The sequence below is a fragment of the Faecalibacter sp. genome, from assembly GCF_057177045.1.
This window is the reverse complement of record NZ_CM169987.1, coordinates 475,889-499,970: the sequence shown is the minus strand read 5'-3', so window position 1 is coordinate 499,970 and position 24,082 is coordinate 475,889. Positions and strand designations below refer to the sequence as shown.

17 protein-coding genes are annotated in these 24,082 nt (G+C 36.5%); 8 read left to right on the top strand and 9 right to left on the bottom strand.

The window, feature by feature from the left end; genetic code table 11:
- Window positions 1-6 precede the first annotated feature (6 nt).
- The 3 genes from AC1QSP_RS02270 to AC1QSP_RS02260 form a co-directional block, all read right to left on the bottom strand.
- Window positions 7-1,248, bottom strand: a complete 1,242-nt coding sequence (locus AC1QSP_RS02270) for an efflux RND transporter periplasmic adaptor subunit (RefSeq protein WP_484079595.1) — start codon at window positions 1,246-1,248, stop codon at window positions 7-9.
- A 1-nt stretch (window position 1,249) separates the two neighbouring features.
- Window positions 1,250-1,744, bottom strand: coding sequence for a GbsR/MarR family transcriptional regulator (locus AC1QSP_RS02265; RefSeq protein WP_484079594.1), 495 nt, complete (start codon window positions 1,742-1,744; stop codon window positions 1,250-1,252).
- A 232-nt stretch (window positions 1,745-1,976) separates the two neighbouring features.
- Window positions 1,977-3,026 carry a 2Fe-2S iron-sulfur cluster-binding protein gene (locus AC1QSP_RS02260; RefSeq protein WP_322969999.1) on the bottom strand — a complete coding sequence of 350 codons (1,050 nt, stop codon included), beginning with the start codon at window positions 3,024-3,026 and terminating at the stop codon, window positions 1,977-1,979.
- Window positions 3,027-3,144: 118 nt separating this feature from the next.
- Between AC1QSP_RS02260 and AC1QSP_RS02255 the strand changes: the two genes are divergently transcribed.
- A complete protein-coding gene (locus AC1QSP_RS02255; protein ID WP_322970000.1) occupies window positions 3,145-3,510 on the top strand; it encodes a methylglyoxal synthase in 366 nt (121 codons plus the stop codon).
- Window positions 3,511-3,555: 45 nt separating this feature from the next.
- Here AC1QSP_RS02255 and AC1QSP_RS02250 read toward each other — a convergent pair whose 3' ends face one another.
- Complete coding sequence (locus tag AC1QSP_RS02250) at window positions 3,556-4,701, bottom strand: AI-2E family transporter (protein WP_484079593.1); 1,146 nt, start codon at window positions 4,699-4,701, stop codon at window positions 3,556-3,558.
- Window positions 4,702-4,772: 71 nt separating this feature from the next.
- Window positions 4,773-6,311 carry a SulP family inorganic anion transporter gene (locus AC1QSP_RS02245; RefSeq protein WP_484079592.1) on the bottom strand — a complete coding sequence of 513 codons (1,539 nt, stop codon included), beginning with the start codon at window positions 6,309-6,311 and terminating at the stop codon, window positions 4,773-4,775.
- A 289-nt stretch (window positions 6,312-6,600) separates the two neighbouring features.
- On the opposite strand from AC1QSP_RS02245, the gene AC1QSP_RS02240 reads away from it, so the two are divergent.
- A complete protein-coding gene (locus tag AC1QSP_RS02240; protein WP_484079591.1) occupies window positions 6,601-8,379 on the top strand; it encodes an aminopeptidase P family protein in 1,779 nt (592 codons plus the stop codon).
- Between the two features lie 608 nt (window positions 8,380-8,987).
- On the opposite strand, the gene AC1QSP_RS02235 is transcribed toward AC1QSP_RS02240, so the two are convergent.
- The gene (locus AC1QSP_RS02235; RefSeq protein ID WP_484079590.1) at window positions 8,988-9,503 is read right to left on the bottom strand and encodes a pyridoxamine 5'-phosphate oxidase family protein; all 516 of its coding nucleotides are present in this window, start codon (window positions 9,501-9,503) and stop codon (window positions 8,988-8,990) included.
- A 91-nt stretch (window positions 9,504-9,594) separates the two neighbouring features.
- On the bottom strand, window positions 9,595-10,542 hold the full coding sequence (locus AC1QSP_RS02230; protein WP_484079589.1) for a M20/M25/M40 family metallo-hydrolase: 948 nt from the start codon (window positions 10,540-10,542) through the stop codon (window positions 9,595-9,597).
- 117 nt (window positions 10,543-10,659) lie between these two features.
- Between AC1QSP_RS02230 and AC1QSP_RS02225 the strand changes: the two genes are divergently transcribed.
- From AC1QSP_RS02225 to AC1QSP_RS02200, 6 genes are all read left to right on the top strand, one after another.
- A complete protein-coding gene (locus tag AC1QSP_RS02225; RefSeq protein WP_484079588.1) occupies window positions 10,660-11,253 on the top strand; it encodes a (2Fe-2S)-binding protein in 594 nt (197 codons plus the stop codon).
- Complete coding sequence (locus AC1QSP_RS02220) at window positions 11,250-12,242, top strand: FAD binding domain-containing protein (protein WP_484079587.1); 993 nt, start codon at window positions 11,250-11,252, stop codon at window positions 12,240-12,242. The genes AC1QSP_RS02225 and AC1QSP_RS02220 overlap by 4 nt, the downstream gene beginning before the upstream one ends.
- A 2-nt stretch (window positions 12,243-12,244) precedes the next feature.
- On the top strand, window positions 12,245-14,449 hold the full coding sequence (locus tag AC1QSP_RS02215; RefSeq protein ID WP_484079586.1) for a xanthine dehydrogenase family protein molybdopterin-binding subunit: 2,205 nt from the start codon (window positions 12,245-12,247) through the stop codon (window positions 14,447-14,449).
- A 556-nt stretch (window positions 14,450-15,005) separates the two neighbouring features.
- Window positions 15,006-16,094 (top strand): efflux RND transporter periplasmic adaptor subunit, encoded by a 1,089-nt coding sequence (locus tag AC1QSP_RS02210; protein ID WP_484079585.1) that lies wholly within the window; start codon window positions 15,006-15,008, stop codon window positions 16,092-16,094.
- A 26-nt stretch (window positions 16,095-16,120) separates the two neighbouring features.
- A complete protein-coding gene (locus AC1QSP_RS02205) occupies window positions 16,121-19,231 on the top strand; it encodes an efflux RND transporter permease subunit (RefSeq protein ID WP_484079584.1) in 3,111 nt (1,036 codons plus the stop codon).
- Window positions 19,221-20,666, top strand: coding sequence for an efflux transporter outer membrane subunit (locus AC1QSP_RS02200; protein ID WP_484079583.1), 1,446 nt, complete (start codon window positions 19,221-19,223; stop codon window positions 20,664-20,666). Before AC1QSP_RS02205 ends, AC1QSP_RS02200 begins: the two co-directional genes overlap by 11 nt.
- 44 nt (window positions 20,667-20,710) lie before the next feature.
- On the opposite strand, the gene lplA is transcribed toward AC1QSP_RS02200, so the two are convergent.
- The gene (lplA, locus tag AC1QSP_RS02195) at window positions 20,711-21,697 is read right to left on the bottom strand and encodes a lipoate--protein ligase (RefSeq protein WP_484079582.1); all 987 of its coding nucleotides are present in this window, start codon (window positions 21,695-21,697) and stop codon (window positions 20,711-20,713) included.
- 105 nt (window positions 21,698-21,802) lie between these two features.
- Entirely contained in the window at window positions 21,803-23,911 is a 2,109-nt protein-coding gene (locus AC1QSP_RS02190) for a catalase (RefSeq protein WP_484079581.1), read from the bottom strand.
- Window positions 23,912-24,082: the final 171 nt, after the last annotated feature.

Below are 24,082 nucleotides of genomic sequence, written 5' to 3'. Positions count from 1 at the left end.
TTAATTTTAGAAAATTGGTTTTGTTGATTCTACAATTTGCTCAAATTTTGCTGGCTTAGGCGCGATTGGTGTTTTATCACGTAATTTACCTACTCCTAAAGCCACGACTTTGTCTCCTTTTTTCACCCCTTCTTGTACAATCGCCATATTTGAAGCTCTTGCAACGACAGAAATTGGAGTAGCAATAGCAGAATCATTTCTTACTTTATACACGTAGACCATACCTTGTTGTTCGAAAGTTGCAGATTCTGGAACAACGATGGCATCTACGTAAGTTTTAGGAACTCTAATTTTACCTGAATTTCCGTTGGCTAAAATTTTAGCCGCGTTATTGAATTGTACACGGAATTGAATTGTTCCTGTGACCGGATCAATTTGTCCTGTCACCGTTTGGATTTTTCCTTTTTCAGGATATACATCTCCATTGGCTAAAACCAATTCAACAGGTGGAATATTATTTAATTTCTCCTTTAACGTATTTCCTTCTGTTTTCGAAATAAAGTTTAAATACTCTTTCTCATTCATCGAAAAATAGGCGTATACTTTATCTGTATTCGAAACCACTGTAATTGGCGTTTGATCTGTTGGACCAACTAAGTTTCCTTGACGGAAGTTAATCGAACCTACCACTCCAGAAATTGGACTTTTTACTACCGAATAATTAACATTTTCTTGAGCCCCTTTATAATTTGCTTGAGCTTGTGCTTGACCAGCTTGTGCTTGGCTTAAGGCAGCTTGAGCCTGAGCTTGTGCGGCCTTCGCTTGTGCCAATTTCGCTTTAGCTGTTTCTAATTGAACATTCGAAATAATATTTTTCTCAACCAGAGGAATTAATTTATTGACTTCAACTTGAGCGGCTTGAACATTTGCTTTTGCAGCATTTACATTCGCTGAAGCCGCACTTACACTAGCAGTAGCTGCACCAACACCCGATTTTGCAGCATCCGCATTCTGAGACAATACATTCGTCTCTAATTTAAATAACGGTTGACCTGCAGATACAAATTGTCCCTCATCTACAAAAACTTGTGTAATGTAACCTTGTATTTTTGCACGGATATCATTATTGACTACACCTTCGATATTGGCTGTGTACTCATCATAACTCGTTACAACTTTGGTTGGAACTTCTACTACATCATAAGGCATTGGACCTTGCGCTTGTTGCGCACCTTGTCCATCCTTTTTACCGCAAGAACTTAGTGCTACCGCAAGAGCACCAACTACCATCACGTTAATATTCTTCATATTATTTATTTTCTAGTTGAATTGATTTTATTTTAACTATTGTTTCTTTTAATAATTTTTCAGAATTTTCTAAATATTCTGTGTACACGTCAAGAATCCCTTCCTCTTTTAACAAATTCGCTAAATTATTTTTCGCTTTATAATCACTGATTTTTTTGGTAAAAGATAAATCACGGGTAACGATACCGTGTAAGAATTCCAATTTATCGGGTAGATAACTCAAGTTTAAACGAAAAAATCGTTTCCTTGAATCAATTTTATGATAATATTCGATCTGATTTAATGAGAGTAACCAATTGATTGAAGTGGATAATGAACTTTTACTGACTTTAAAAATCTCTAAAAATTCATCAAAGGTATACCCGTCATTTTTGGAGTACAAAACCAAATATGCCTGAATCTTAGCCGACAAAGGTGGAAAATTGTAAGTTTTTTCCAAATGCGCGGTATAATTTTCAAACAATGTTGAATCATTCTGACACAGATTTTCACTCATAAATTTAAATTTAGGTGCAAATATATAACTTTAGTTCGGTTTAAACAGAACTAATTAATCATTATAGAATAATTAAAACTTATCGTACCATAAATCAATATAATCATCTAAATGCTTTAATATATCAAACAAAAGACCATATACGCCTCATTTTTCAGTATTTTCACAAAATATTAGAATAAAAAAGCCACTCCTTAAAAGAAGTGGCTTTTCATTTTATATTAAATTTCAATTAAACATCATCAAAATCAATAGCAAGATGTGCAGTTTTCGGACGTGATATACAAGCTAATGTCATTCCGTCTTCATAATCCGAATCGGTTAACACAAAATTTTCCCCAATATTCACTTCTCCTTCTGTGACTTTACACATGCATGATGAACAAACACCTCCTTTACACGAATAAGGCGCATCAATATCATGATCTAACATCGCATCGATTAAATTTTTCTCACGGTTCCAAACAAATTCCATTTCTTCACCATCTAATGTGACTTTTACATTCACTTCCTGCACCTCATCCTCTGTTTTCTCAAAAACTTGTTCTGGTTTTACAGCAGTGGTGAACAATTCAAAATGAATATGCTTTTCTACAATTCCCGCTTCGTTGATTTTTTTGGCTAACGTAAAAATCATTTCTTCTGGTCCACAAACCATGGCCTCATCCACCTCATTTATGTCAATCAATTGATTTAAAATTAAATCAAATTTCTTTTCATCGATGCGTCCATTGTATATAAAATTCTCTTGATCTTCTTGAGTATAAAAATGATGAACATGTAAGTTTTGAGGATATTTGGCCGATAAATCATTTAATTTATCTTGAAACATTACCGATTGACTGTTTTTATTCACATAGAAAATATGGAAGTTCACCCATTCTTCGGTTTGTAAAGTATACTCTGCCATCGCCATAATAGGCGTTATACCTGATCCCGCAGTAAAAGCAATCAACGTACGTTTTTCATTCGGTTTAGAAGGAATTGTAAAACGACCATTCGGTGTTGAGACTTTTAGTTCATCGCCTACTTTTAAATCATTTACTAAATAGGTTGAAATTTTCCCACCTTCCATGGCTTTTACCCCTATACTCCACTCTTTATTGTTTGGTGATTCACAAATCGAATAATCTCGTCTTGTTCCATCAATATCTAAAGTGATATATTGTCCGGGTACGAATGAAAATTCTTCATGCAATACAGTTGGAACATCAAATGTAATTTGAACTGAATCGGCAGTTAGACGATGGATGGCTTTTATTTTTAATAAATGAAATTTCATTGAATTCGTTCTATTTTAAATCGGTATAAAATGAGGGTCTTCAAATTATACTTATATTAATATCTTGATTAAATTTGTACAAAAGTAATATTTTATCGATAAATAATAAATTACAACTATGGAAATTGCTTTAATTGCGCATGATGGAAAAAAAGCCGAAATGGTCAACTTTTTGATGAAACATAAAGAGGCTTTACGAAATAACGATATTACTTTTATCGCCACTGGAACCACTGGAAAATATGCAGAACAAACGGGATTGACTGTCACAAAATTCTTATCAGGACCACTAGGTGGTGATGCACAAATTGCGGCTCGTGTGGTTGAAGGTCAAACCGATATGGTTTTCTTCTTTCGCGATCCTATGGGGAAACATCCTCACGAACCCGATGTCAATATGCTACTGAGATTATGCGATGTTCATAATGTACCATTAGCCACTAACCCTGCTACTGCAGAAATGCTCTTGGATCACTTAAGATAAAAAAAGCAACTCTTCGAGTTGCTTTTTATTTATAATGAAAAAGAATTAATCGTTCTGCTGATCTTGTGACTCGTCATCCTCAAGCTGATCTTCTGTTGTAGATGACTTTTCTTCTTGGGCTAACTTTTTATTTTCAATCTCAGGATCACCCAACAAATACCCAAAAGATTCCAATTGTGGAATGGAATCAAATACCACTTTTAAGATTGCTGCAATAGGTAATGCTAAAATAAAACCGGCAAAGCCAAACAACATACCGCCTAGGATAATGGCCAACATAGACACCATAGGATTTAAAGAAACTTTACTTCCAACAATATTCGGTGTGATAAAATTACCTTCTAGAAATTGAACAAATTGAAACCACCCCACAATTCCTAAAGCATAATAAGGCGAATCCATAGTGGCTAAAGCAAATATTGCTGGAAAAATTGACCCAATCGCAATTCCTACATAGGGTAAAATCATTAATAACGATGCTAATACACCAAAAAACCATGCATATTGTACTCCAATAAAATAAAGACCTATGGTATTTAAAACTGCGACAATAGACATGACAGTGATTTGTCCTACCATATAATTTTGAAGCGCACTGTACATTTTTTCTAACGTCTCTTCAATTTTTTCACGCGGTGATGATTTAAAAGCTTTGAAAAAAAATGTCTTGAAAAAATCGCGATAATACAAAAAGAAAAAAGCAAAAATAGGTACTAAAATTCCAGAAGTTAAAACACTTCCAAAAGAAGAAAAAAAGTTCATCGCAAATTTACTAATCGTTGACATGGCACTTTCTAATTCTTTTAACGCTTTATCCGACAATTCATTTTGAGAAATGTGAAAAGTACTGGTCACCCATCGTAAGCCTTCATTAAATAATTTTTCAAGTTTAACCGTAATCGTGGCGGCATCCTTCGAAATATCAATAACCTGCATCACAATCAGATAACTTAAACCAGCAAAGATTAAAATCGCAAATAAAAGACTCAAAACGGTTGAAAATATGCGATTCATACCGATTCTTTCCATTAGTCGCGCGATGGGAAATACCATCACCGCTAAAATAATTGAAAACAAAAGGGGAATGACAACGGTCTGCGTCGCCCATAATATAAATACAATTAAAACAATGGCCAATAAGCTCGTAGCTAAATTGAGCGAAAGTTTATTTAGTTCGACATTTCTATTCATACGTTAGATTGATTGAATTGTAAATATATGATTCTCTATGAATTGTATGGAATTATTTTTTTTTAATTTAATTATTCTTTCGGCATCACACGATAAGTCGGATCGTTCTCAATATTGATCTCAATCACACTATGTGCTTTATCTAGCAATTGAATAGAGTCTTGACTTAAATGACGTAAAATAACTTTCTTGTTACGGTTAGCATATTTCGTAGTAATCACATTAAGTGCTTCGATTGCACTCATATCTGCCACACGACTTTCCTTCATATCAATGATAATTTCATTTGGATCATCAATCACATCAAACTTTTCGTAAAATGCTGTCACAGATCCAAAAAACAAAGGTCCATAAATTTCATATACCTTACGCCCATGTTCATCCATGGATTTCCGAGCACGAATTCTTTTTGCATTATCCCAAGCGAATATTAAGGCACACATTATGACCCCTACAAATACGGCTAACGCTAAATTATGTAAGACTACCGTAATTCCAGCCACTACAATTACGACTAAGATATCCGATTTCGGCATTTTAGTAATTAATTTAAAAAAGCTCCATTTAAAGGTCGAAATGGCTACCATCATCATCACACCTACTAACGCAGCCATAGGAATTTTTTCTATGATAGGTGCTCCAACCAGAATAATGACTAAAATTGTAATCGCTCCAATCGCAGGTGCGATACGTGTTCGTGACCCTGCTTCTAAATTCACAAACGTTTGTGCAATCATTGCACATCCTCCCATTCCGCCAAAAAATCCATTGGCTATATTGGCTGTTCCTTGCGCAATCGCTTCTTTATTCGAATGTCCTTTGGTATTGGTGATTTCATCCACCAATGTTAATGTTAAAAGAGTTTCGATTAACCCCACAGACCCCATAATAATGGCATAAGGCAAGATAATTTCTAATGTTTCAAAGGTCATGGGAACCATTGGAATATGGAAAGATGGTAGGTTTCCTTGAATTGCGGCTATATCCCCTACTGTTTTGGTATCAATTCCGAAAGCTAATACTACCCCAAATACAACCATAATTGCGACCAACGAAGCTGGAATCATTTTCGTAATTTTTGGAAAAAAATAAACGACAAAAATCGTTAATAATGTTAATCCCAACAACGTATAAAATGGTGTTCCTGATAGCCAAGTTTTGACTCCATTTTCAACGGTCATAAATTGTTCCAATTGAGACATAAAAATCACGATAGCTAAACCGTTAAGAAATCCATACATCACCGGTTGCGGAATTAAACGGACAAATTTTCCTAACTTAAATACACCAACTAAAATTTGAAATACACCCGCTAAAGCTACCGCAGCAAATACGTATTCAACACCATGCAACTGATTTAAAGCAATCAAGGTAATTACAGTTGCTCCTGCACCTCCTGAAACCATTGCAGGACGACCGCCCAATATAGCAGTAACCAATCCCATGATAAAAGCAGCATACAATCCCACTAATGGACCCAAACCAGCTAATATTGAAAAGGATAAGGATTCAGGAATCATCGTCATCGCTACCGTTAAACCGGCTAAGATTTCATTTTTATAATTGATGGGTTCATTTACCAAGAAATGATTTTTTATTGCTTGAATCATATGTATAATTAAAGTGCAAAAATACAATACTTTTATGCTTTACAAGAGGGATTATTGATAAGGAATACTATTTTTTTATAAACCCTATCCAATTGTATTCTTTGTTCCATTCACGAACAGAATGCCTCATATGTTATCTTCCGTTAAACAGCTTATTATCATCCAATTGATTTTGAGCTAGTTTCAATTTCACTCCGTTTTGATTTCTATTCTAGTAAAAAGAAGGCAAGCGATTCTTTGGCTTTTCCGTACAATGTTCATACCTTTAGCTTTAGAAATACATCATACAATGACACATTTAGAAAAGCTTCAAGCGATTCGTTCTTTCATGCAAGAGCAAAACATTGACGCCTATATTATACCATCTTCAGATCCTCACATCAGCGAATATTTACCGGATCATTACAAATGCATCGAATGGACGTCTGGATTTACAGGTTCGGCCGGAACATTAATGATTACACAAGAATTTGCGGGGTTATGGACAGATTCACGCTACTTCGTTCAAGCCAAAGCGCAATTAGAAGGAAGCGGTTTTGAATTGGTGAAATTAAAAGTGCAACACGCCCCTGAGTATGTTCAATGGGTAAGCGAACATTTGCCTACGGGTGCAAAAGTAGCTTTTGATGGGAATTTAGCTTCATTATTAGTGGCCAATACCATCAAAAATACATTAGCACCATTGGGGTATACCATCGATGGACACGTGGATTTATTAGGACTAATTTGGGAAAATCGCCCAACATTACCGGTAAATCCAGCGTATACATTACCTGTTTCGACGACAGGACAATCGACGGTTGATAAACTGGCAGCCATCAAAGCACAATTAAAAACGAAACGTGCCGATGCACACTTAATTTCGTCTTTGGACGATTTAGCATGGGCGTTGAATGTTCGTGGAACAGATGTGCCTTGTAATCCTGTGGTGTTAGGGTTTGCGTTCATCAGTGAGAACGAAACCATTTTATACATTACGGCAGGTAAATTATCAGAAGAAGCAATGGCTGAATTCAATGCATACGGTGTTTCAATCCAACCCTACGAAGCAGTTTATGCCAAATTAAAAGGGTTAGCAGAAGGCACTTCAATTTTAGTGGATCCAAAACGTACATGTTTTGCGGTGTATGATTCGATTCCAGCAGGAGTCCAAATCATTGAAGACATGAACCCTTCAACCCTATTGAAAGCCATCAAAAATGAGGTAGAAGTTGCGCATACACGCAATGCCATGGTGAACGATGGAGTGGCTTTAACGAAATTCTTTAAATGGGTAGAAGAAAATGTAGCATCTGGTGAATTATCTGAAATCTCAATTGCAGATTATTTAGCAGAATTACGTGCAGCACAACCTGGTTTCAAAGATATTTCATTCGGAACAATTGCCGGTTACAAAGCGCACGGGGCTTTACCTCACTATTCGGCTACACCAGAAAGTAATTCGTTATTGGAACAAAACGGTTTATTATTAGTGGATTCAGGAGGACAATATGAAACGGGTACAACGGATATTACACGTGTTATTTCATTAGGAAATATTACAGCAGCCGAAAAAGAAGATTATACCTACGTGTTAAAAGGAACTATCGAAGGTTCGATGGCGATTTTCCCAAAAGGAACACGCGGTTACCAAATCGATGCTATTACACGTCGTCCGATGTGGCAAACGTTACGCAACTACGGACACGGTACAGGACATGGGGTTGGTTTCTTCTTGAATGTACACGAAGGACCTCACGTTTTTAACGGAACAGCAACAGATATTGCCATTGAACCTGGAATGATTACTTCAATCGAACCTGGTTTATACAAAGAAGGAGAATACGGAATTCGTATCGAAAACTTAGTATTAGCAAAAGAATTAGAATCTTCACCTTATGGGGATTTTATGGATTTTGAGACCTTAACAATTTGCTATATTGCAACCGATTTAGTCGATAAATCAGTATTAGATCAAGTGCACATTGATTGGTTAAACCAGTACAACGAATGGGTATATAACCAATTGGAAAGCCATTTATCGGAAGATGAAAAAACGTGGTTAAGAGCAAAAACCCAAGCCATTTAAGGAATTTCAATCCTTCATGGATGATATAAAAGAGGAATAAGGTGCGTTTTTCAACGCACCTTATTTTTTTGTACGCTCACCGTCAAGTCGATCCGTCTTATGCCTTACGATAGGCATCTTCCAAGTTTTTCCTTCAGTCCGCCCATTTTTTACCTATCATGTTATTTTCCCTAATTCCTTCAAAACGATCAGGAATAAGCGATGTCCTTTCATCCCCATCTGTGGTGCATCTTTAAAACAAAAAATAGATTTGATTTACGGCATTAAAGGGATCATTTACTGATCTTTTTGTATTTTAGTACAGCATTTTAAAACAGTTTCTATCCACTGATATTACCTTCTTCTATGGCGCCTCAATGCCGTCTCTTTGTCGCCTTATTCCTACCTTAATAAGCCCTTATCGCTTCCTCACACTCGCCTTATACGCGTGCTTGGTGTGGTGTTTCTTCGGTGCAACTGTATCCTTTGGGTAAGGGTATGCATCTCATCGCTTCACTTTGATGTTTACACATTCGTTAGCCTACACAAAAAAAAGGGTTGGAAAGCACAAACATTCCAACCCTTTGGTTTATTTTTTATACACCTAGTACAGATGGATTTCAGTTGATTTAAACGTCTAAGCTACCTTCTACTCCTCCATCTTCCATTTTAGCTCCCGTTGCTGCTGCAAAAAGCATTTTTGTCATGGCTACCAATTTATTTTCTTTGGTTTCGTAATAGTAGCCATCGGTTGCCGCCACTTTAATTAAGCTGACATTCGGATCATCTTTTCCGTCGAACCAAGCATTTGCAAAATTTGTCCAATACTTATCGATCAATGCTTTGTCTTGGGTAATGGATGCTTTTCCTTTGATAAAAACATATTCATATTTCGAATTATTGATAAAATACAATTCGACTTCAGGATCTTTTTCTATATCCTTGTTTTTATCGCTTGTAACATCACTCAAGAACCATAGATTTCCATTTTCGTCTACTTCTTGTAGCGCCATCGGACGACTATTGGTTTCTGCTTTGACATTGGTACTAAAAAAGCACGTTCCTGCATTTTCTGCAATCGATTTGATTTTTTCAATGGCTGAATTTCCAGCTAAGTCTTCTGTTGGTGAAATACTTTTTCCCATAATTGATTTTGTTGGTTATGGTTGAACCCAGGCAACAACTATTCCTCACTGATTCTTCAGACGATAAATATTTGTTAAACAACTAATATTCTTATTCCTTGTCTGTGCTGCGAAAAGGCATTGCTTGCAATTGTAAACTGCTGTCCAGAATGTATTTTTCCAATTCAAGAATTTGTTTCAACGCCGCATAATCCACTTTATCGGGATCATCGGTAGGACGATGATAATCTGGATGTCCGCCCGTATGGAAAAAGAGCACGGGAATGTTTACTTCATAAAAAGACGTTTGATCCGAACCACCTCGTCCTTCATAACCGGTGTAATGCTTGACAAACTTGGAAGGATCGATTGTTGCAAAAATCTTTTCAAATTGAGGTGAAGTACCATATCCAATAATGGACACCCCATTTTCCTTGTTCAATCGTCCAATCATATCCATGTTCAACATCCAATGAATCGTCGATAAGTCCACTGTTGGATGCTGTACAAAATGACGAGAACCGAGTAAACCTAATTCTTCAGCACCAAATGCAATAAACAAGAAATTGTAATTTTCTGTCGTAGAATTTGTAGCATAAATTCGCGCCAATTCCAATAAACCTGCCACACCAGAAGCATTATCATCGGCTCCGTTATGGATCATTCCCACACTATTTTCAGCCAAAGAACTGCCTTGTCTCCCTTCTCCGATGTGATCATAATGCGCTCCGACGACAATCGTTTTCGCTGCACCATTGTCTAACCATCCAATGACATTGCGGGCTGTACGAATACTGTCCGGCACTTTCACTCGTTTGATTTGCGCTTGAAACGCTTGGTAATAACCGTCTGTCCCTAATGGTTTTAGACCATATCGCTTAAAATGTTTAGCAATGTATTGTGCTGCTTTTTCATTCTCTTTGCTTCCTGTCCCACGCCCCTTCATTTGATCATTTGCCAATGCATAGAAATGTTTCTTTAACGTCTTTACCTTGAATTGCTGTGCATTCAACCCTCCCCAAGACCATAGTGTTAATCCTATTGCTAGTATTGTTCTCATTTCTCAAAAATACAGTATTTCATTCAAGCTTTAGATTAATTATAAATTGAATACAACGTGTTAAAAACTGCTGAAGAATAATTAAATTTATAATTATCACTAATTCAATGCATAACCATGGAAAACGAATCTAAGTTTAGTCGAAGATCATTTCTCAAAACAAGTGGGGTTTTTGCCCTTTTTTCCGCCTTACCGACATCGGTAAAAGCTTTTTACGAAGAAGTAAAAAAAATTATTGTTCCCCAAAAGAAAGTTCATCCCATTACAATCCATATTAACCAGCAACCCCATTCGATCCCAGCAGACACCCGTGCTACCTTGTTGGATGTTTTGCGTGAGCAATTGCATTTAACAGGCACTAAAAAAGGATGTGATCATGGGCAATGTGGAGCTTGTACGGTTCATATTGATGGGCAAACAGCCTTGAGTTGTTTGACCTTAGCCCATATGGTGACCGGTAAAAAAATCACCACCATCGAAGGACTCGCTACTGGTGAGCAATTGCATCCAATGCAAGAAGCCTTTATTGCCTGTGATGGTTTCCAATGCGGCTATTGTACCCCTGGACAGATTATGTCGGCGATTGCTTGTGTCAACAAAGGAAAAACCAAATCCGAACAGCAGATCAAAGAATTTATGAGTGGTAATTTATGCCGTTGTGGTGCTTACAATGGAATTGTTGAATCGATTCAAAAAGTTGCAAACGTATGAGACCATTTGAAATTTCACATCCCAAAAAGATTGCAGAAGCCTTGCGTTTAAAAAACTCAAGTGCACATTTTATTGCGGGCGGAACCAATCAATTGGATTTGATGAAAAAGCACATCGCACAACCTGAAACATTGATTGACCTGCAACATGCTTTATCGACGGATATCAAAGAAGAAAAAAAGCATATTGTCATTGGTGCAAATGTTAAGAATGCGACTTTAGGCGAACATTCCCTTATTTTACAGCATGTTCCACTTGTTGCAGAAGCGGTATTAGCGGGTGCATCACAACAAATTCGAAATATGGCCTCTACTGCGGGAAATTTAATGCAACGCACTCGCTGTGTTTATTTTTATGATCCGACAACACCTTGTAACAAAAGAGCACCACAATCGGGGTGCAGTGCTTTGAAAGGCGAAAATCGTATGAGTGCCATTGTCGGTTATAATTCGAATTGTGTAGCGACACATCCATCTGATCTTTGCATTGCATTAGTGGCCTTGGATGCTAAGGTATATGCTACCTCAAACCGTCAATCCAAAATTGAAATCCCGTTTAAAGATTTCCATAAACTCCCTGATCAAACTCCGTGGTTGGATCATAATTTACCTGCGGATGCCCTTGTGACGCACATTGAAATTCCAAAAGAAAATCTTCAACACCACTATGCGTATGTCAAATTACGAGACCGAACATCTTATGCATTTGCATTGGTTTCAGTTGCTGCAGCGTTTCAATTGAATGGCGATCAGATGAAAAATGTTCGCTTAGCGTCTGGTGGCGTTGCCCATAAACCGTGGCGATGGTTGGAAGCAGAGCAATTCTTGAACGGTAAAGCCCCTACGCGATCAAATTTTATACAAGCTGCTGAAATTATTACACAAGATATTCAACCCTTGTCGCAAAACGCCTACAAAATTGATTTGTTAAAAGGCGCTGTTCTTGTGGCGTTAGAAAATGCTTTAAATCCTAACTCAAAATCAAACTAACTATGGCTTTTTTTGATGAAACAACTGCTGAACGAACTTCAAATGAAGGACGTGTTGAAGGCATTGCGAAAGTAACCGGAAAAGGAAAATATGCGGCAGAATATGATTTACCCCAGATGTGTTATGCTGTCTTGGTGGACAGTCCAATTCCAGCCGGTAGAATTTTATCCCTTCAAACCGAAATTGCTCGACAAGTGGATGGCGTTTTAGACGTCATTAGCTATTTTAATAAACAGCCAGTTCCTGGATTGGCTACAGCTGAAAAGATCAAAGCATCGAAATTTGGTTTACCTATTTTTCATACGGATGCCATCTATTTCAAAGGACAACCTGTTGCCATGGTGATTGCAAATACGCTAGAAGATGCAACATATGCTGCTTCATTGGTTGAAGTTAAATACCAAGCCTCGGCATATGAAGTGGATTTTCATCAAAAGCATCCACACGTTCCCTTAGCAACTGCAGGAAAAGAAAATGGAAACGTGGAAAATTGGGATCTTACCACCACTTTCGTAGAAGAAGAATATACGATTGAAATGGAGGTGCATCATCCCATGGAAATGCACGCCACTATCGCCCATTGGACGGGGAACGATCGTTTACGTTTATTTGATAAAAATCAAGGCGTATTAACCGTTCAAAAAACCATCTCTGCGTTGTACGATCTTCCACCCCAAAATGTAGAAGTAACCAGTGCATTTGTTGGAGGTGGATTTGGTTCAGGCTTAAAAGTTTGGCCCCATGTTTTAGCGGCAACTATGGCTGCCAAACAAGTTAAACGTCCTGTAAAATTAATGCTGACACGACCACAGATGTTTTACTCTGTAGGGTATCGACCATCTTCTTGGCAGAAAATAAAACTAGGCGTTGATCAAAATTTAAAATTTACCGGATTAATTCATCAAGCCAAAAACAATTGCGCGATGTATGATCCCTTTAATGATCGTATCACACGTGTGTCCCGTTTGATTTATCACTTTGGCCATCTTAAAACAGAAGAAGCTGTTGTTCCTTTGCATTTAGCAGCCCCCACATGGAAACGTGGACCTGGAGATGCGACGGGCGATTTTGCCATTGAATGTGCTATCGATGAATTGAGCTACAAACTGAACATTGATCCCATTGCATTACGTCAAAAGAATTTAGCCTTGGATAAAAATCCAGATAATGGTTTGCCTTGGTCTAGTCATTTTATTACTGAAGCGCTCTCGATGGGAGCTGAAAAAATTGGATGGCACCATCGAAAACCCCAACCTCAATCCCTATTATCAGGAGATTGGCAAATAGGTTATGGAATGGCGGTTGGCATGTGGCATGCTGGTCGTCAACAAGCGAGTGCAAATTTAGCGTTGACGCCTCAAGGCGATTTAATACTCCGCACTGCCATGACTGATATTGGAACCGGTACAGGAACGGCGATGGTGAATGTGATGCATGAATTGACTGGATTTCCAAAACACCGCATCAAAGTAGAATTGGGTCATTCGGATTTACCTCCTGCTCGAAATCAAGGAGGTAGTACAGGCTTAGCATCTATTGTTGGAGCCGTACATTTGTTAGGGGAAGACTTTAAAAAAGCCCTATTTGATTATGCCCAAAAGATCAATCCTTCGCTACAAGCGAAAGATGCGGAAACGATTCAAATTGACGATCAACATGTGGTGATTGGTCAAACGTCGATTCTTTTACCCACACTGTTTGAAAAGAATCAGCTTGAAAAAATTGAAATGGAAGCAACTGCTGGACCAGGAAATGAACGAGAAAAATGGGCATTTGCGGTTTCTGCTGCACATTTCTGTAAGCTTAAAGTTCACCGTTTTACGGGTAAAGTCGTTATCGATCAGATGGTTGCGGTTGTTGATGGAGGCCGTATCATTAACCCTAAAGCTGCTGAAAATCAAATTATCGGTGCCGCATTTGGTGGAATTGGGATGGCCCTTTTAGAAGAACAGCAGGTGGATGCACAATTGGGAACTTTGGTCGGATATGATTTGGCCGGTTATCATTTTGCTGTGAATGCTGATGGTCCAAAAATTGACGTGGCTTTTATTGATCAACCCGATCCTCATATCAATCAAAATGGAGCCAAAGGAATTGGTGAAGTAGGCATTATTGGAACAGCACCTGCCATTGCCAATGCCATTTATAACGCCACTGGAAAAAGAATTCGAAGTTTACCCATTACGGCAGATAAAATATTACGTTAGTGAATTATACCAAACGACTTATTTTTTTAGCATAAGTCGTTTGTTTTTTTCCCAGTTCAAATCGATTTTAAAGAATTAAATATCTGTTAGATGTGATTTTTGTAAGGTTTGTATCATTATAAAAAAAACATTTCTATTTTTGCACCTCTATCTATCGACAATAATAAATGAGCATTTTTAAGCGCTACATCTTATTTTTAATTTTAGGTATTACACTCTTTTCTGAAGGATTAGATTGGAATATCCCATTTGTCGATAAATCTAAAGCCAAAGATAAATTAACTCAAATTGACAAAGTACAAGAATTAAATTCTTATATACTTCGTCTCAATAAAACTAGAAACTCCAAACAAAATGAAGTAAGATCAATCAATAGTAAAGACTATACATTTGATTTTACGAACACTGTCTTTCATTACTACGAAATTTGTAGCATTAGACCGCTATTTATTACCCATAAGGTAAGATCCTACCTGCATCTTCTTCAATTATACTGAAAAATAATTTAACACCAATTTAGACCTATCCTCTTTATTGATAATAAATTATTTAATATATGAATTCTAAACATCTTATGGTATGCTTAGCAGCATCACTATTGACTTTATCCTGCAAAAAAACGGATGAAGTAAAGCAAGAAGAATCCAAAACATTGCCGGTATTCACGGTAAACAAAAAGGATACATTAGTAACCCATAGTTATGTAACAGATATCCAAGCCAAAAAGAATATCGAAATTCGTTCACGAATGACAGGTTTAATCCAATCGATTAACGTGAACGAAGGACAATTCGTAAAAAAAGGGCAATTGTTGTTTAAAATTAACGATGCCGAATTACAGATGGAATTGTTAAAAGCCAATGCGACTCTAAAACAAGCAGATGCTGAAATCCACATTGCCGTAATTGAAGTAAAACAATTGCAAAGTCTACATGATAAGCAATTTGTTGCCACGAACGAATTGGATTTAGCCAAAGCAAAATTAGCTGCAGCCCGTGCAAAACACTCGTTTGTATCTGCTGAAAAACAAGCGGTTCAACAAAAGATTAATTTTACAAATATAAGAGCTCCTTTTGATGGTGTCATTGATATGATTCCTTTTAAAGAAGGAAGTTTAGTGACAGATGGAGATTTATTAACAACTTTATCTCAATTGGACGAAGTTTATGCTTATTTCTCTATTCCTGAAAATCGCTATTTTGAATTGTTAGCGCAGGATAAAATTGGCAAGCACCACAAAATTGAATTGGTGTTACCAAATGGATCAAAACATCAATACAAAGGTTCATTAAAAACAGCAGAAGGTGAAATTGATCCAACGACAGGTTCTATTCGATATAAAGTTGCTTTCGCCAATCCAGGAGGGTTAATTAAACACGGGACTTCAGGTAAATTAGAAATCTCTGAATACCAATCGAATTCGATTATCATTCCTCAAAAATCTACGTTCTCTATCCAAGACAAAACATATGTTTTTGTAGTAGATCAACAGCATAAAGTGAAGATGAAAAACATCGAAACATCACAAACCATTGGAGAATCATACATTGTAACCAACGGATTAAACAGTGGCGAAACGATTGTCTATGAAGGAACACAATCGGTTCGTGATGGAGAAACGATCAAAGTAAAAACAAAAAAATAACCTTAAATCAATAAAATTTTATCGCTATGGTAGAAATGTTTATTCGACGAAAGGTTCTTTCGTTGGTCATCTCCATCCTATTTGTTTTGGTTGGAGTATTGGCATTATTTAAAATGCCCATTACTCAATTTCCCGATATTGTACCTCCTTCGGTTACTGTAACGGCGAAATATACTGGTGCCAATGCTGAAGTTTCTGCTGATGCCGTTGCGCTACCTTTAGAACGTGCCATCAATGGTGTTCCAGGAATGACGTACATGTCGACTGTTACCTCAAATGATGGTTTAACTTTAATTCAGGTGTTCTTTGAAGTTGGTACGGATCCCGACTTAGCGGCCGTGAATGTACAAAACCGTGTAACCACCATCTTAGACGAATTACCAGAAGAGGTTATTCGTGCCGGAGTAACCACTGAAAAAGAGGTAAACTCAATGTTAATGTATTTGAATATTACAAGTACAGACGAAAGCCAAGACGAACAGTTTATCTACAACTTTACAGACATCAACGTTTTACAAGAGTTAAAACGTATTGATGGTGTAGGTCGTGCCGAAATTATGGGGCAAAAAGAATACTCGATGCGAGTTTGGTTAGATCCTCAAAAAATGAATTCGTATAACTTATCTGCAGATGAGGTCATACAAGCGATTCAAAAACAAAATATTTCTGCTGCACCTGGTAAAGTGGGTGAAACTTCTGGTAAAACATCAAGTCAATTGCAATATGTTATCAAATACACAGGTAAATTCTTTGATCCTAAACAGTACGAAAATATTCCGGTTAGAGCTGATCAAACAGGAACTATTTTAAAACTGAAAGATGTTGCGAAAGTTGAATTTGGTGCCATGAACTACGGTATGGTTTCGAAAACAAATGGAAGACCATCGGCATCCATTATGATGAAACAGCGTCCAGGTTCTAACGCTTCTGAAGTAATTGAAAACGTAAAAGCGAAAATGGAGGAATTACAAGGAACTTCTTTCCCTCCTGGTATGGAGTACAATTTAGCGTACGACGTTTCTCGATTCTTAGATGCATCGATAAGTGCGGTATTGAAAACATTAATAGAAGCTTTTATCTTAGTGGGTATTGTTGTATTTATCTTCTTACAAGATTGGCGATCAACATTAATTCCTGTATTAGCCGTACCTGTTGCATTAGTTGGAACGTTCGCTTTTATGGATATGTTAGACTTCTCGATTAACTTATTAACATTATTCGCTTTAGTTTTAGCCATTGGTATTGTGGTCGATAATGCTATCGTTGTAGTGGAAGCCGTCCATGTGAAAATGGAAGAAGGATTACAACCTTTAGAAGCGACAATCGAAGCAACAAAAGAAATCGCAGGTGCGGTTGTAGCCATTACGATTGTGATGTCTGCCGTATTTATTCCAGTCGCTTTCTTAGACGGACCTGTTGGAGTATTCTATCGACAATTCTCTCTAACATTAGCCATCAGTATTGTAATTTCAGGAATTAATGCCTTAACGCTAACGCCTGCATTATGTGCGATTATTTTAAAACCACACCATCACAACAAGAAGAAAAACATTTTAGATATTTTCTTTCAATTATTTAATAATACATTCGAAAAAGTAACGCGTGGATATACTTCTATCCTATCTCGTTTTGCCACAAAGACAACCGTAACGTTTGGAATCTTATTCTTATTTATCGGATTAACATTCGCTACGTCTAAAATTTTACCTGGAGGATTTATTCCAATGGAAGATCAAGGTATGGCTTATGTCAGTGTAACTACACCACAAGGTGCAACGGTTGAACGTACTGAAAAAGTATTGGACGAAGTCACTAAAATTGCACAAGGAATTGATGGAGTAGAAAACGTAACAACGTTAGCGGGTTATAGTATTGTGACTGAAATTGCCGGCTCATCGTATGGAATGGCCATGATCAACATGAAAGGTTGGGACGAACGTGATAAATCGGTTAATGATTTAATTGCTGAATTATCTGAGAAAACAAAAGGTATTGCAGATGCTCAAATCGAAGTCTTTGCTCCACCAACAGTTCCTGGATTTGGAAACACCAGTGGATATGAATTACGTATTTTAGACAAAACAGGTGGTTCAATTGAAAATACGGATAAAGTAACGAAAGCGTTTGTGGAAGCCTTAAATCAAGCACCAGAATTAAAAAATAACTTTACAAGTTTTGATGCTACTTTCCCTCAATATTTAATTCATATTGATTACGATTTAGCAACGAAAAAAGGTGTTTCAGTTGACAATGCAATGTCTACTTTACAAACAATGTTAGGATCTTACTATGCTACTAACTTTATTCGTTTTAGTCAAATGTATAAAGTAATGGTACAAGCAAGTCCAGAACATCGTGACACCCCTGAAAGCATTTTGAATTTATATGTGAAGAGTGAAAATGGAGAAATGGTTCCATTCTCTACTTTCATCAAAATTGAACGCGTTTACGGACCAGAAGTTTTAACGCGCTACAACATGTATATGTCTGCCATGATTAATGGTGAAGCTGCAGATGGATATAGTTCTGGAGATGCTATTGCTGCTGTAGAAAGAATTGCAGAAGAGAAATTACCACGTGGATTCACAATCGAATGGTCTGGTATGACACGTGAAGAAATCCTGTCTGGAAATCAAACGATTTATATTTTCGGAATTTGTTTATTATTCGTTTATTTATTATTAGCCGCTCAATACGAGAGCTTCTTATTGCCTTTACCAGTATTATTAAGTTTACCTACAGGTATTTTTGGATCATATATTTCGCTTGTTGCAGTAGGATTAGATAACAATATTTACGCGCAAGTCGCCTTAGTCATGCTGATTGGTTTATTGGCTAAAAATGCGATTCTTATTGTAGAGTTTGCCATCCAAAGTCATAAAGATGGACATGCTATTATTCCTGCAGCAATTGAAGGAGCAAAACAACGTTTACGTCCAATTTTAATGACATCTTTTGCTTTCGTCGCTGGATTAATTCCATTATGTGTAGCCTCTGGAGCCGGTGCAGTTGGTAACCAATCGATTGGTATAGCAGCAGCAGGTGGAATGTTAATCGGTACTATCTTCGGATTGGTCATTATTCCTGGATTATACATCTTCTTCGCTAAATTAGAAAACAGAAAAAATGAAAAATAAATTCATTCCAAATACAATTGCTTGTGGTGTTTTAGCGTTTGCTTTAGCAAGTTGTACTGTACCACAAGTCTCATCAATTAAAGATGCTCAACCACTTCCTTCTGTTATAAATGAAGAAAGTAAAACCAATGATTTTGATGCAGTTAATCTTAGAACCTATTTTAATGACCCTGCGCTAATTCATTTGTTTGATCAGGTTGTTGCGGCTAATCCTGATATTTTAATAGCGCAACAACGTGTAGAAATGGCGAATAGCTATTTACAACGTGCTAAGATGGAACTTTTACCTTCTTTAGAGATTGGTGCTATTGCTTCAGGTACACGATATGGTAAATATACCATAGACGGAGTTGGAAACTTTGATACCAATAAATCGACCAATATCAGTGAAGACCAAAAAGTTGGAACTGATGTAACACCAAATTATTGGTTAGGTGCAAGAAGCAGTTGGGAAATTGATGCTTGGGGTAAATTAAAAAATCAACGAGAAGCAGCACAAAAACGATTCCTAGCTTCTACTGAAGGCGTTAATTTATTAAAAGTTGAGTTATTCACTGATATCGCAAATCTTTACTATCAGCTTGTTGCATTAGATAAGCGTTTAGCGATTTATGAAAAAAATTACAAGTTACAACAACGTGCTTTTGAGATTATTAAAGCACAACGTGCTACTGGAAAGGCAACAGAATTAGCCGTTCAACAATTTAAAGCACAGGACAAAAATATCTTAGCTGAAATTGAGCACCTTAAAGTAGAAATTGTTTCTGTAGAACAAGCTATTCAAACGCTTACAGGAAATTACGGTGGTCAAGTGAAGCGTGGGACTAATTTGATGGAATCAAACAAAAAGATTTTATCAAAAGAGATTAATATTCAAAATGTCATTCACGCTCGTCCAGATGTAGCAGCTAATTATTTGGTTTTAGAAGCTTCTCATGCCGATGCTAAAGCTGCAAAAGCCGCATTTTATCCTAAAATAGGTTTCGATGCTCAATTAGGATTAAATTCATTTTCTGTTGAAACATTTTTTAAACCTAGTTCTTTAGCCGGACAATTGTTAGGAGGATTAATGGTTCCAATTTTTAATAAAGGTCAGTTAAAACACGAATTTAATATCGTTTCTAAAGAACAAGAGATTGCCTTTTTAAATTATCAAAAATCCGTGACCTCATCGTTTAATGAACTACAAGCCATTTTAAAACAGATCACTATTTTTGAGAAAGTGTTGAACCTAAAAGCCGAGGAAGTAGCTTATTTAGAGAATGCAGTTGAGGTTTCCAATGAATTGTATATCACGGGATATGCCAATTATATGGAATTAATTAATGCACAGAAAAATAAACTACAAGCGGAATTGGATTTATTGCAAATCAAAAATGAAAATACCCGTAATAATGTGTTATTGTTTAAAGCATTAGGCGGAAAATTGGATTAATCCATTATCAAATGAAAAGCCTGAGCAATCGCTCAGGCTTTTTTCTATTTAAATAATTCGATGATTTCGGAAGGGGTTACTTTCCCAAAATATGCTGTTAAATCAATTGTTTTAAAAAATGCATTTAATTCATTGATATCGTGATTCTTACCCACTAACATCTCTTCCAATTCTTCAATTGGTTTAGACGCAAAGAAATCACCAAAAATCTTCGCTTTTTCGATTTGTCCACCACGTTCTACATCCAAATGCACTTCAATAAATCCGGCTGGAATTTTCTTTGCATTTTTAAAATTATATTTTGGAGAAAATCCAAAATTCCAATCCCACGTCTTATACTTTTCTTCAATTAATTGTTCAACTCCTTTTTTATCTTCTTCCGTTAATTGATAAATCACAGCACCTTCATTCAGCTCTAGTATTTCTTCAATCAATAACTCTTTCAAATCATCGGTAATCATACCTTCTGGTAAATAAGGTGCTAAATTTGTAACACGCGCACGATTTGATTTGACTGCTTTATCCACGAACTTTAAAGGATTTACTTTCAAAGCATCTCCCAAAACCGACATTTCAGAATTAAACAAAATTGTTCCATGCTGAATCATTTTTCCGTTTCGTGCTAATTTTGCATTTCCACTGAATTTCTTTCCGTCCACTAACAAATCATTTCGCCCTTCTAATTTTGCAGGAACTTCTAGTTCATTTAGTAATCGTATCACAGGTTCAGTGAATTTTGAGAAGTCCATAAAATCATTACCCCCTAATAATGTATGAAATGAAAAATTAAGGTTTCCTAAATCATGATAGACTGCACCTCCCCCAGACATTCTTCGAACAACCTTAATATTCTGCTTTTCAACATAATCCAAATTGATTTCAGCTAAGGTATTCTGAAATTTCCCTACAATAATCGAAGGGGCGTTGACATACAACAAAAAGATATCTTGCGTCGGATATTTATATAATAGATATTCTTCTAAAGCGATATTAAAATACGCATCTTGAGAAGGAGAATCAATAATGTACATAACAATAATTTTTACAAAAGTAGGAAGGAATTTAGAAGGCGAAAAGAAAAAAACGGATAATTTGATGACTCAAATTATCCGTATAAACACTCAATTTACGACAGACTAAGAAGGGTTTTTACGCTCCTCTTCTAAATCCCAAACACGGTGTAATTTCATTACATCTACAAATAATTGTTGCCAATTATTGTTTTCTGCTGTAATTACACCTTTATCTTTTTTTACATTAGACATTTCCATTAATGCTATAGCTTCTTTTCCGAAACTTAAGGCTTTACAATGCATAAAAGCTTCTTCAATGAATTGAAAATATTCAGGCGTATCTTTTAATTTAGCAATTGAATCTCCATCGGGAGTATAGGCCGCATCATAACAAACGGATGGATCAGTTTTATAGGTATGCTGAATTTCTTCCGTTCCACCTTCTTTAAATTTTAATGGTCCTACTTTTCCAGAAATTAAAACCGCTTCAGCCCCTTCTTTCTCTAGAACTGCTTTTAGTTCATCCACACTTTTCTTCGAAACACCATCTTCCACCAAAAAGGCCACTTTTCGGGTTTCGATTGTCCCTTCATGAGGTTTGACCTTCATCGAAAGAGCTTCGGATTTTTCAATTTCTGATTTCTTCGGTTGAATTGGATAATTTGGATGATTTTGACGTGCAAATTTCAATGTTAATTCATCCAATTTTTTTGAAGGCTTTATGTTTAAATTTTCTCCAACTTTTGTTGCCAACTCTTCACTGACCTGATTCAAATTGGCTAACATTCGTTCTCTAATTTTTGGATCATTCACCTTACTTAATTCAAATGAAAAGGCATTGATGATATGTTGTTGTTCAGGTTTCGATTGTGAATTAAAAAATAGACGTGCCTGTGAGAAATGATCCGCAAATGAATCAGAACGTTGACGAACTTTAGAAGCATCAATTTTTTCTTCATGTGATTGAAAACCTTTTTCTCCTTTTAACATGGCATGATATGGACATCCACTGGCTTTACTATTCGGAAAATAACTCACATCACCCTTAGGAATATCCATACGAGCAAATCCGTCTTTTTGATTGTTATATTTCCCATTAATTGGTCGATTAATTGGCAATTCATGGAAGTTAGGCCCACCTAAACGATAATTTTGGGTATCCATGTAAGAGAATAAACGCCCTTGTAAAAGTGGATCATTCGAAATATCAATACCAGGAACTAATCGACCAGGATCAAATGCAGATTGTTCCGTTTCCGCGAAGAAATTTTCAGGATTACGGTTTAAGGTCATTGTTCCGATGATTTTTACAGGATAAAGTTCTTCTGGAACCAATTTCGTAGGATCAAGAATGTCAAAAGAATGCTTTAATTCATCTTCTTCAGGAATGATTTGTATTCCTAAATCCCACTGCGGAAAATTCCCTTTTTCAATAGCTTCCCATAAATCTTGACGATGGAAATCCGAATTAAAACCAGAAATTTTTTGAGCTTCATTCCAAGCCACCCCATGAACACCTAATTTCGGTTTCCAATGGAATTTAACAAATGTGGCTTTTCCTTCGGCATTTACCAGTTTAAATGTATGCACACCAAAACCTTCCATCATACGTAAAGAACGAGGAATCGCTCGATCGGACATCGCCCACATCACCATATGAGTTGCTTCAGGCATCAAAGAGATAAAATCCCAAAACGTATCATGAGCAGATGCCGCTTGTGGAATTTCGTTATGAGGTTCAGGTTTTACAGCATGCACTAAGTCTGGAAAGTTCATAGCATCCTGAATAAAGAATACCGGGATATTGTTACCTACTAAATCATAATTTCCTTCTTGAGTGTAAAATTTCACTGAAAAGCCACGAACGTCACGTGCTAAATCTGTTGAACCTTTGAAACCTGCAACAGTTGAAAAACGCACAAAAACAGGAGTTTTAGTCCCTTTTTTTAAGAATTGAGCAACGGTTAAATTGGAAATATCAGCGGTCGCTTCAAACACACCATGAGCGGCAGAACCACGGGCATGCACCACACGTTCGGGAATACGTTCACGGTCAAAATGCATCAATTTATCCAAATAGATATGATCTTGTAATAATGATGGACCACGATTTCCAGCTTTAAGCGTGTTATTATTGTCATGAATTGGAGAACCATCATTCGTTGTCATCATTTGATTTGAAGCATCTACAATATGTTCATCCAGTTGTTTAGTTTTAGGGTTTTCTTTCATTTGTTTAGGTTTCGTTAATGTTGTTTTATTATAATTCTGTTTAAAGTTTAAGTTAAATAAATTTAATTAATTACCAACTAAAAAGTTGATTTTTAACCACATAAAAAATCAACGATGCATATTCAATACAATCGTCAAACAAAAACTTAACCAAACCATTATTATCCACTC

Coding starts and splice junctions, on each gene's coding strand:
- AC1QSP_RS02235 (WP_484079590.1), bottom strand. CDS start 9,503: ATGGGAAAAAGTATTTCACCAACAGAAGACTTAGCTGGAAATTCAGCC.
- AC1QSP_RS02215 (WP_484079586.1), top strand. CDS start 12,245: ATGGCTTTTTTTGATGAAACAACTGCTGAACGAACTTCAAATGAAGGA.
- lplA (WP_484079582.1), bottom strand. CDS start 21,697: ATGTACATTATTGATTCTCCTTCTCAAGATGCGTATTTTAATATCGCT.
- AC1QSP_RS02250 (WP_484079593.1), bottom strand. CDS start 4,701: ATGAATAGAAATGTCGAACTAAATAAACTTTCGCTCAATTTAGCTACG.
- AC1QSP_RS02240 (WP_484079591.1), top strand. CDS start 6,601: ATGACACATTTAGAAAAGCTTCAAGCGATTCGTTCTTTCATGCAAGAG.
- AC1QSP_RS02225 (WP_484079588.1), top strand. CDS start 10,660: ATGGAAAACGAATCTAAGTTTAGTCGAAGATCATTTCTCAAAACAAGT.
- AC1QSP_RS02210 (WP_484079585.1), top strand. CDS start 15,006: ATGAATTCTAAACATCTTATGGTATGCTTAGCAGCATCACTATTGACT.
- AC1QSP_RS02230 (WP_484079589.1), bottom strand. CDS start 10,542: ATGAGAACAATACTAGCAATAGGATTAACACTATGGTCTTGGGGAGGG.
- AC1QSP_RS02270 (WP_484079595.1), bottom strand. CDS start 1,248: ATGAAGAATATTAACGTGATGGTAGTTGGTGCTCTTGCGGTAGCACTA.
- AC1QSP_RS02190 (WP_484079581.1), bottom strand. CDS start 23,911: ATGAAAGAAAACCCTAAAACTAAACAACTGGATGAACATATTGTAGAT.
- AC1QSP_RS02260 (WP_322969999.1), bottom strand. CDS start 3,026: ATGAAATTTCATTTATTAAAAATAAAAGCCATCCATCGTCTAACTGCC.
- AC1QSP_RS02220 (WP_484079587.1), top strand. CDS start 11,250: ATGAGACCATTTGAAATTTCACATCCCAAAAAGATTGCAGAAGCCTTG.
- AC1QSP_RS02265 (WP_484079594.1), bottom strand. CDS start 1,744: ATGAGTGAAAATCTGTGTCAGAATGATTCAACATTGTTTGAAAATTAT.
- AC1QSP_RS02200 (WP_484079583.1), top strand. CDS start 19,221: ATGAAAAATAAATTCATTCCAAATACAATTGCTTGTGGTGTTTTAGCG.
- AC1QSP_RS02205 (WP_484079584.1), top strand. CDS start 16,121: ATGGTAGAAATGTTTATTCGACGAAAGGTTCTTTCGTTGGTCATCTCC.
- AC1QSP_RS02245 (WP_484079592.1), bottom strand. CDS start 6,311: ATGATTCAAGCAATAAAAAATCATTTCTTGGTAAATGAACCCATCAAT.
- AC1QSP_RS02255 (WP_322970000.1), top strand. CDS start 3,145: ATGGAAATTGCTTTAATTGCGCATGATGGAAAAAAAGCCGAAATGGTC.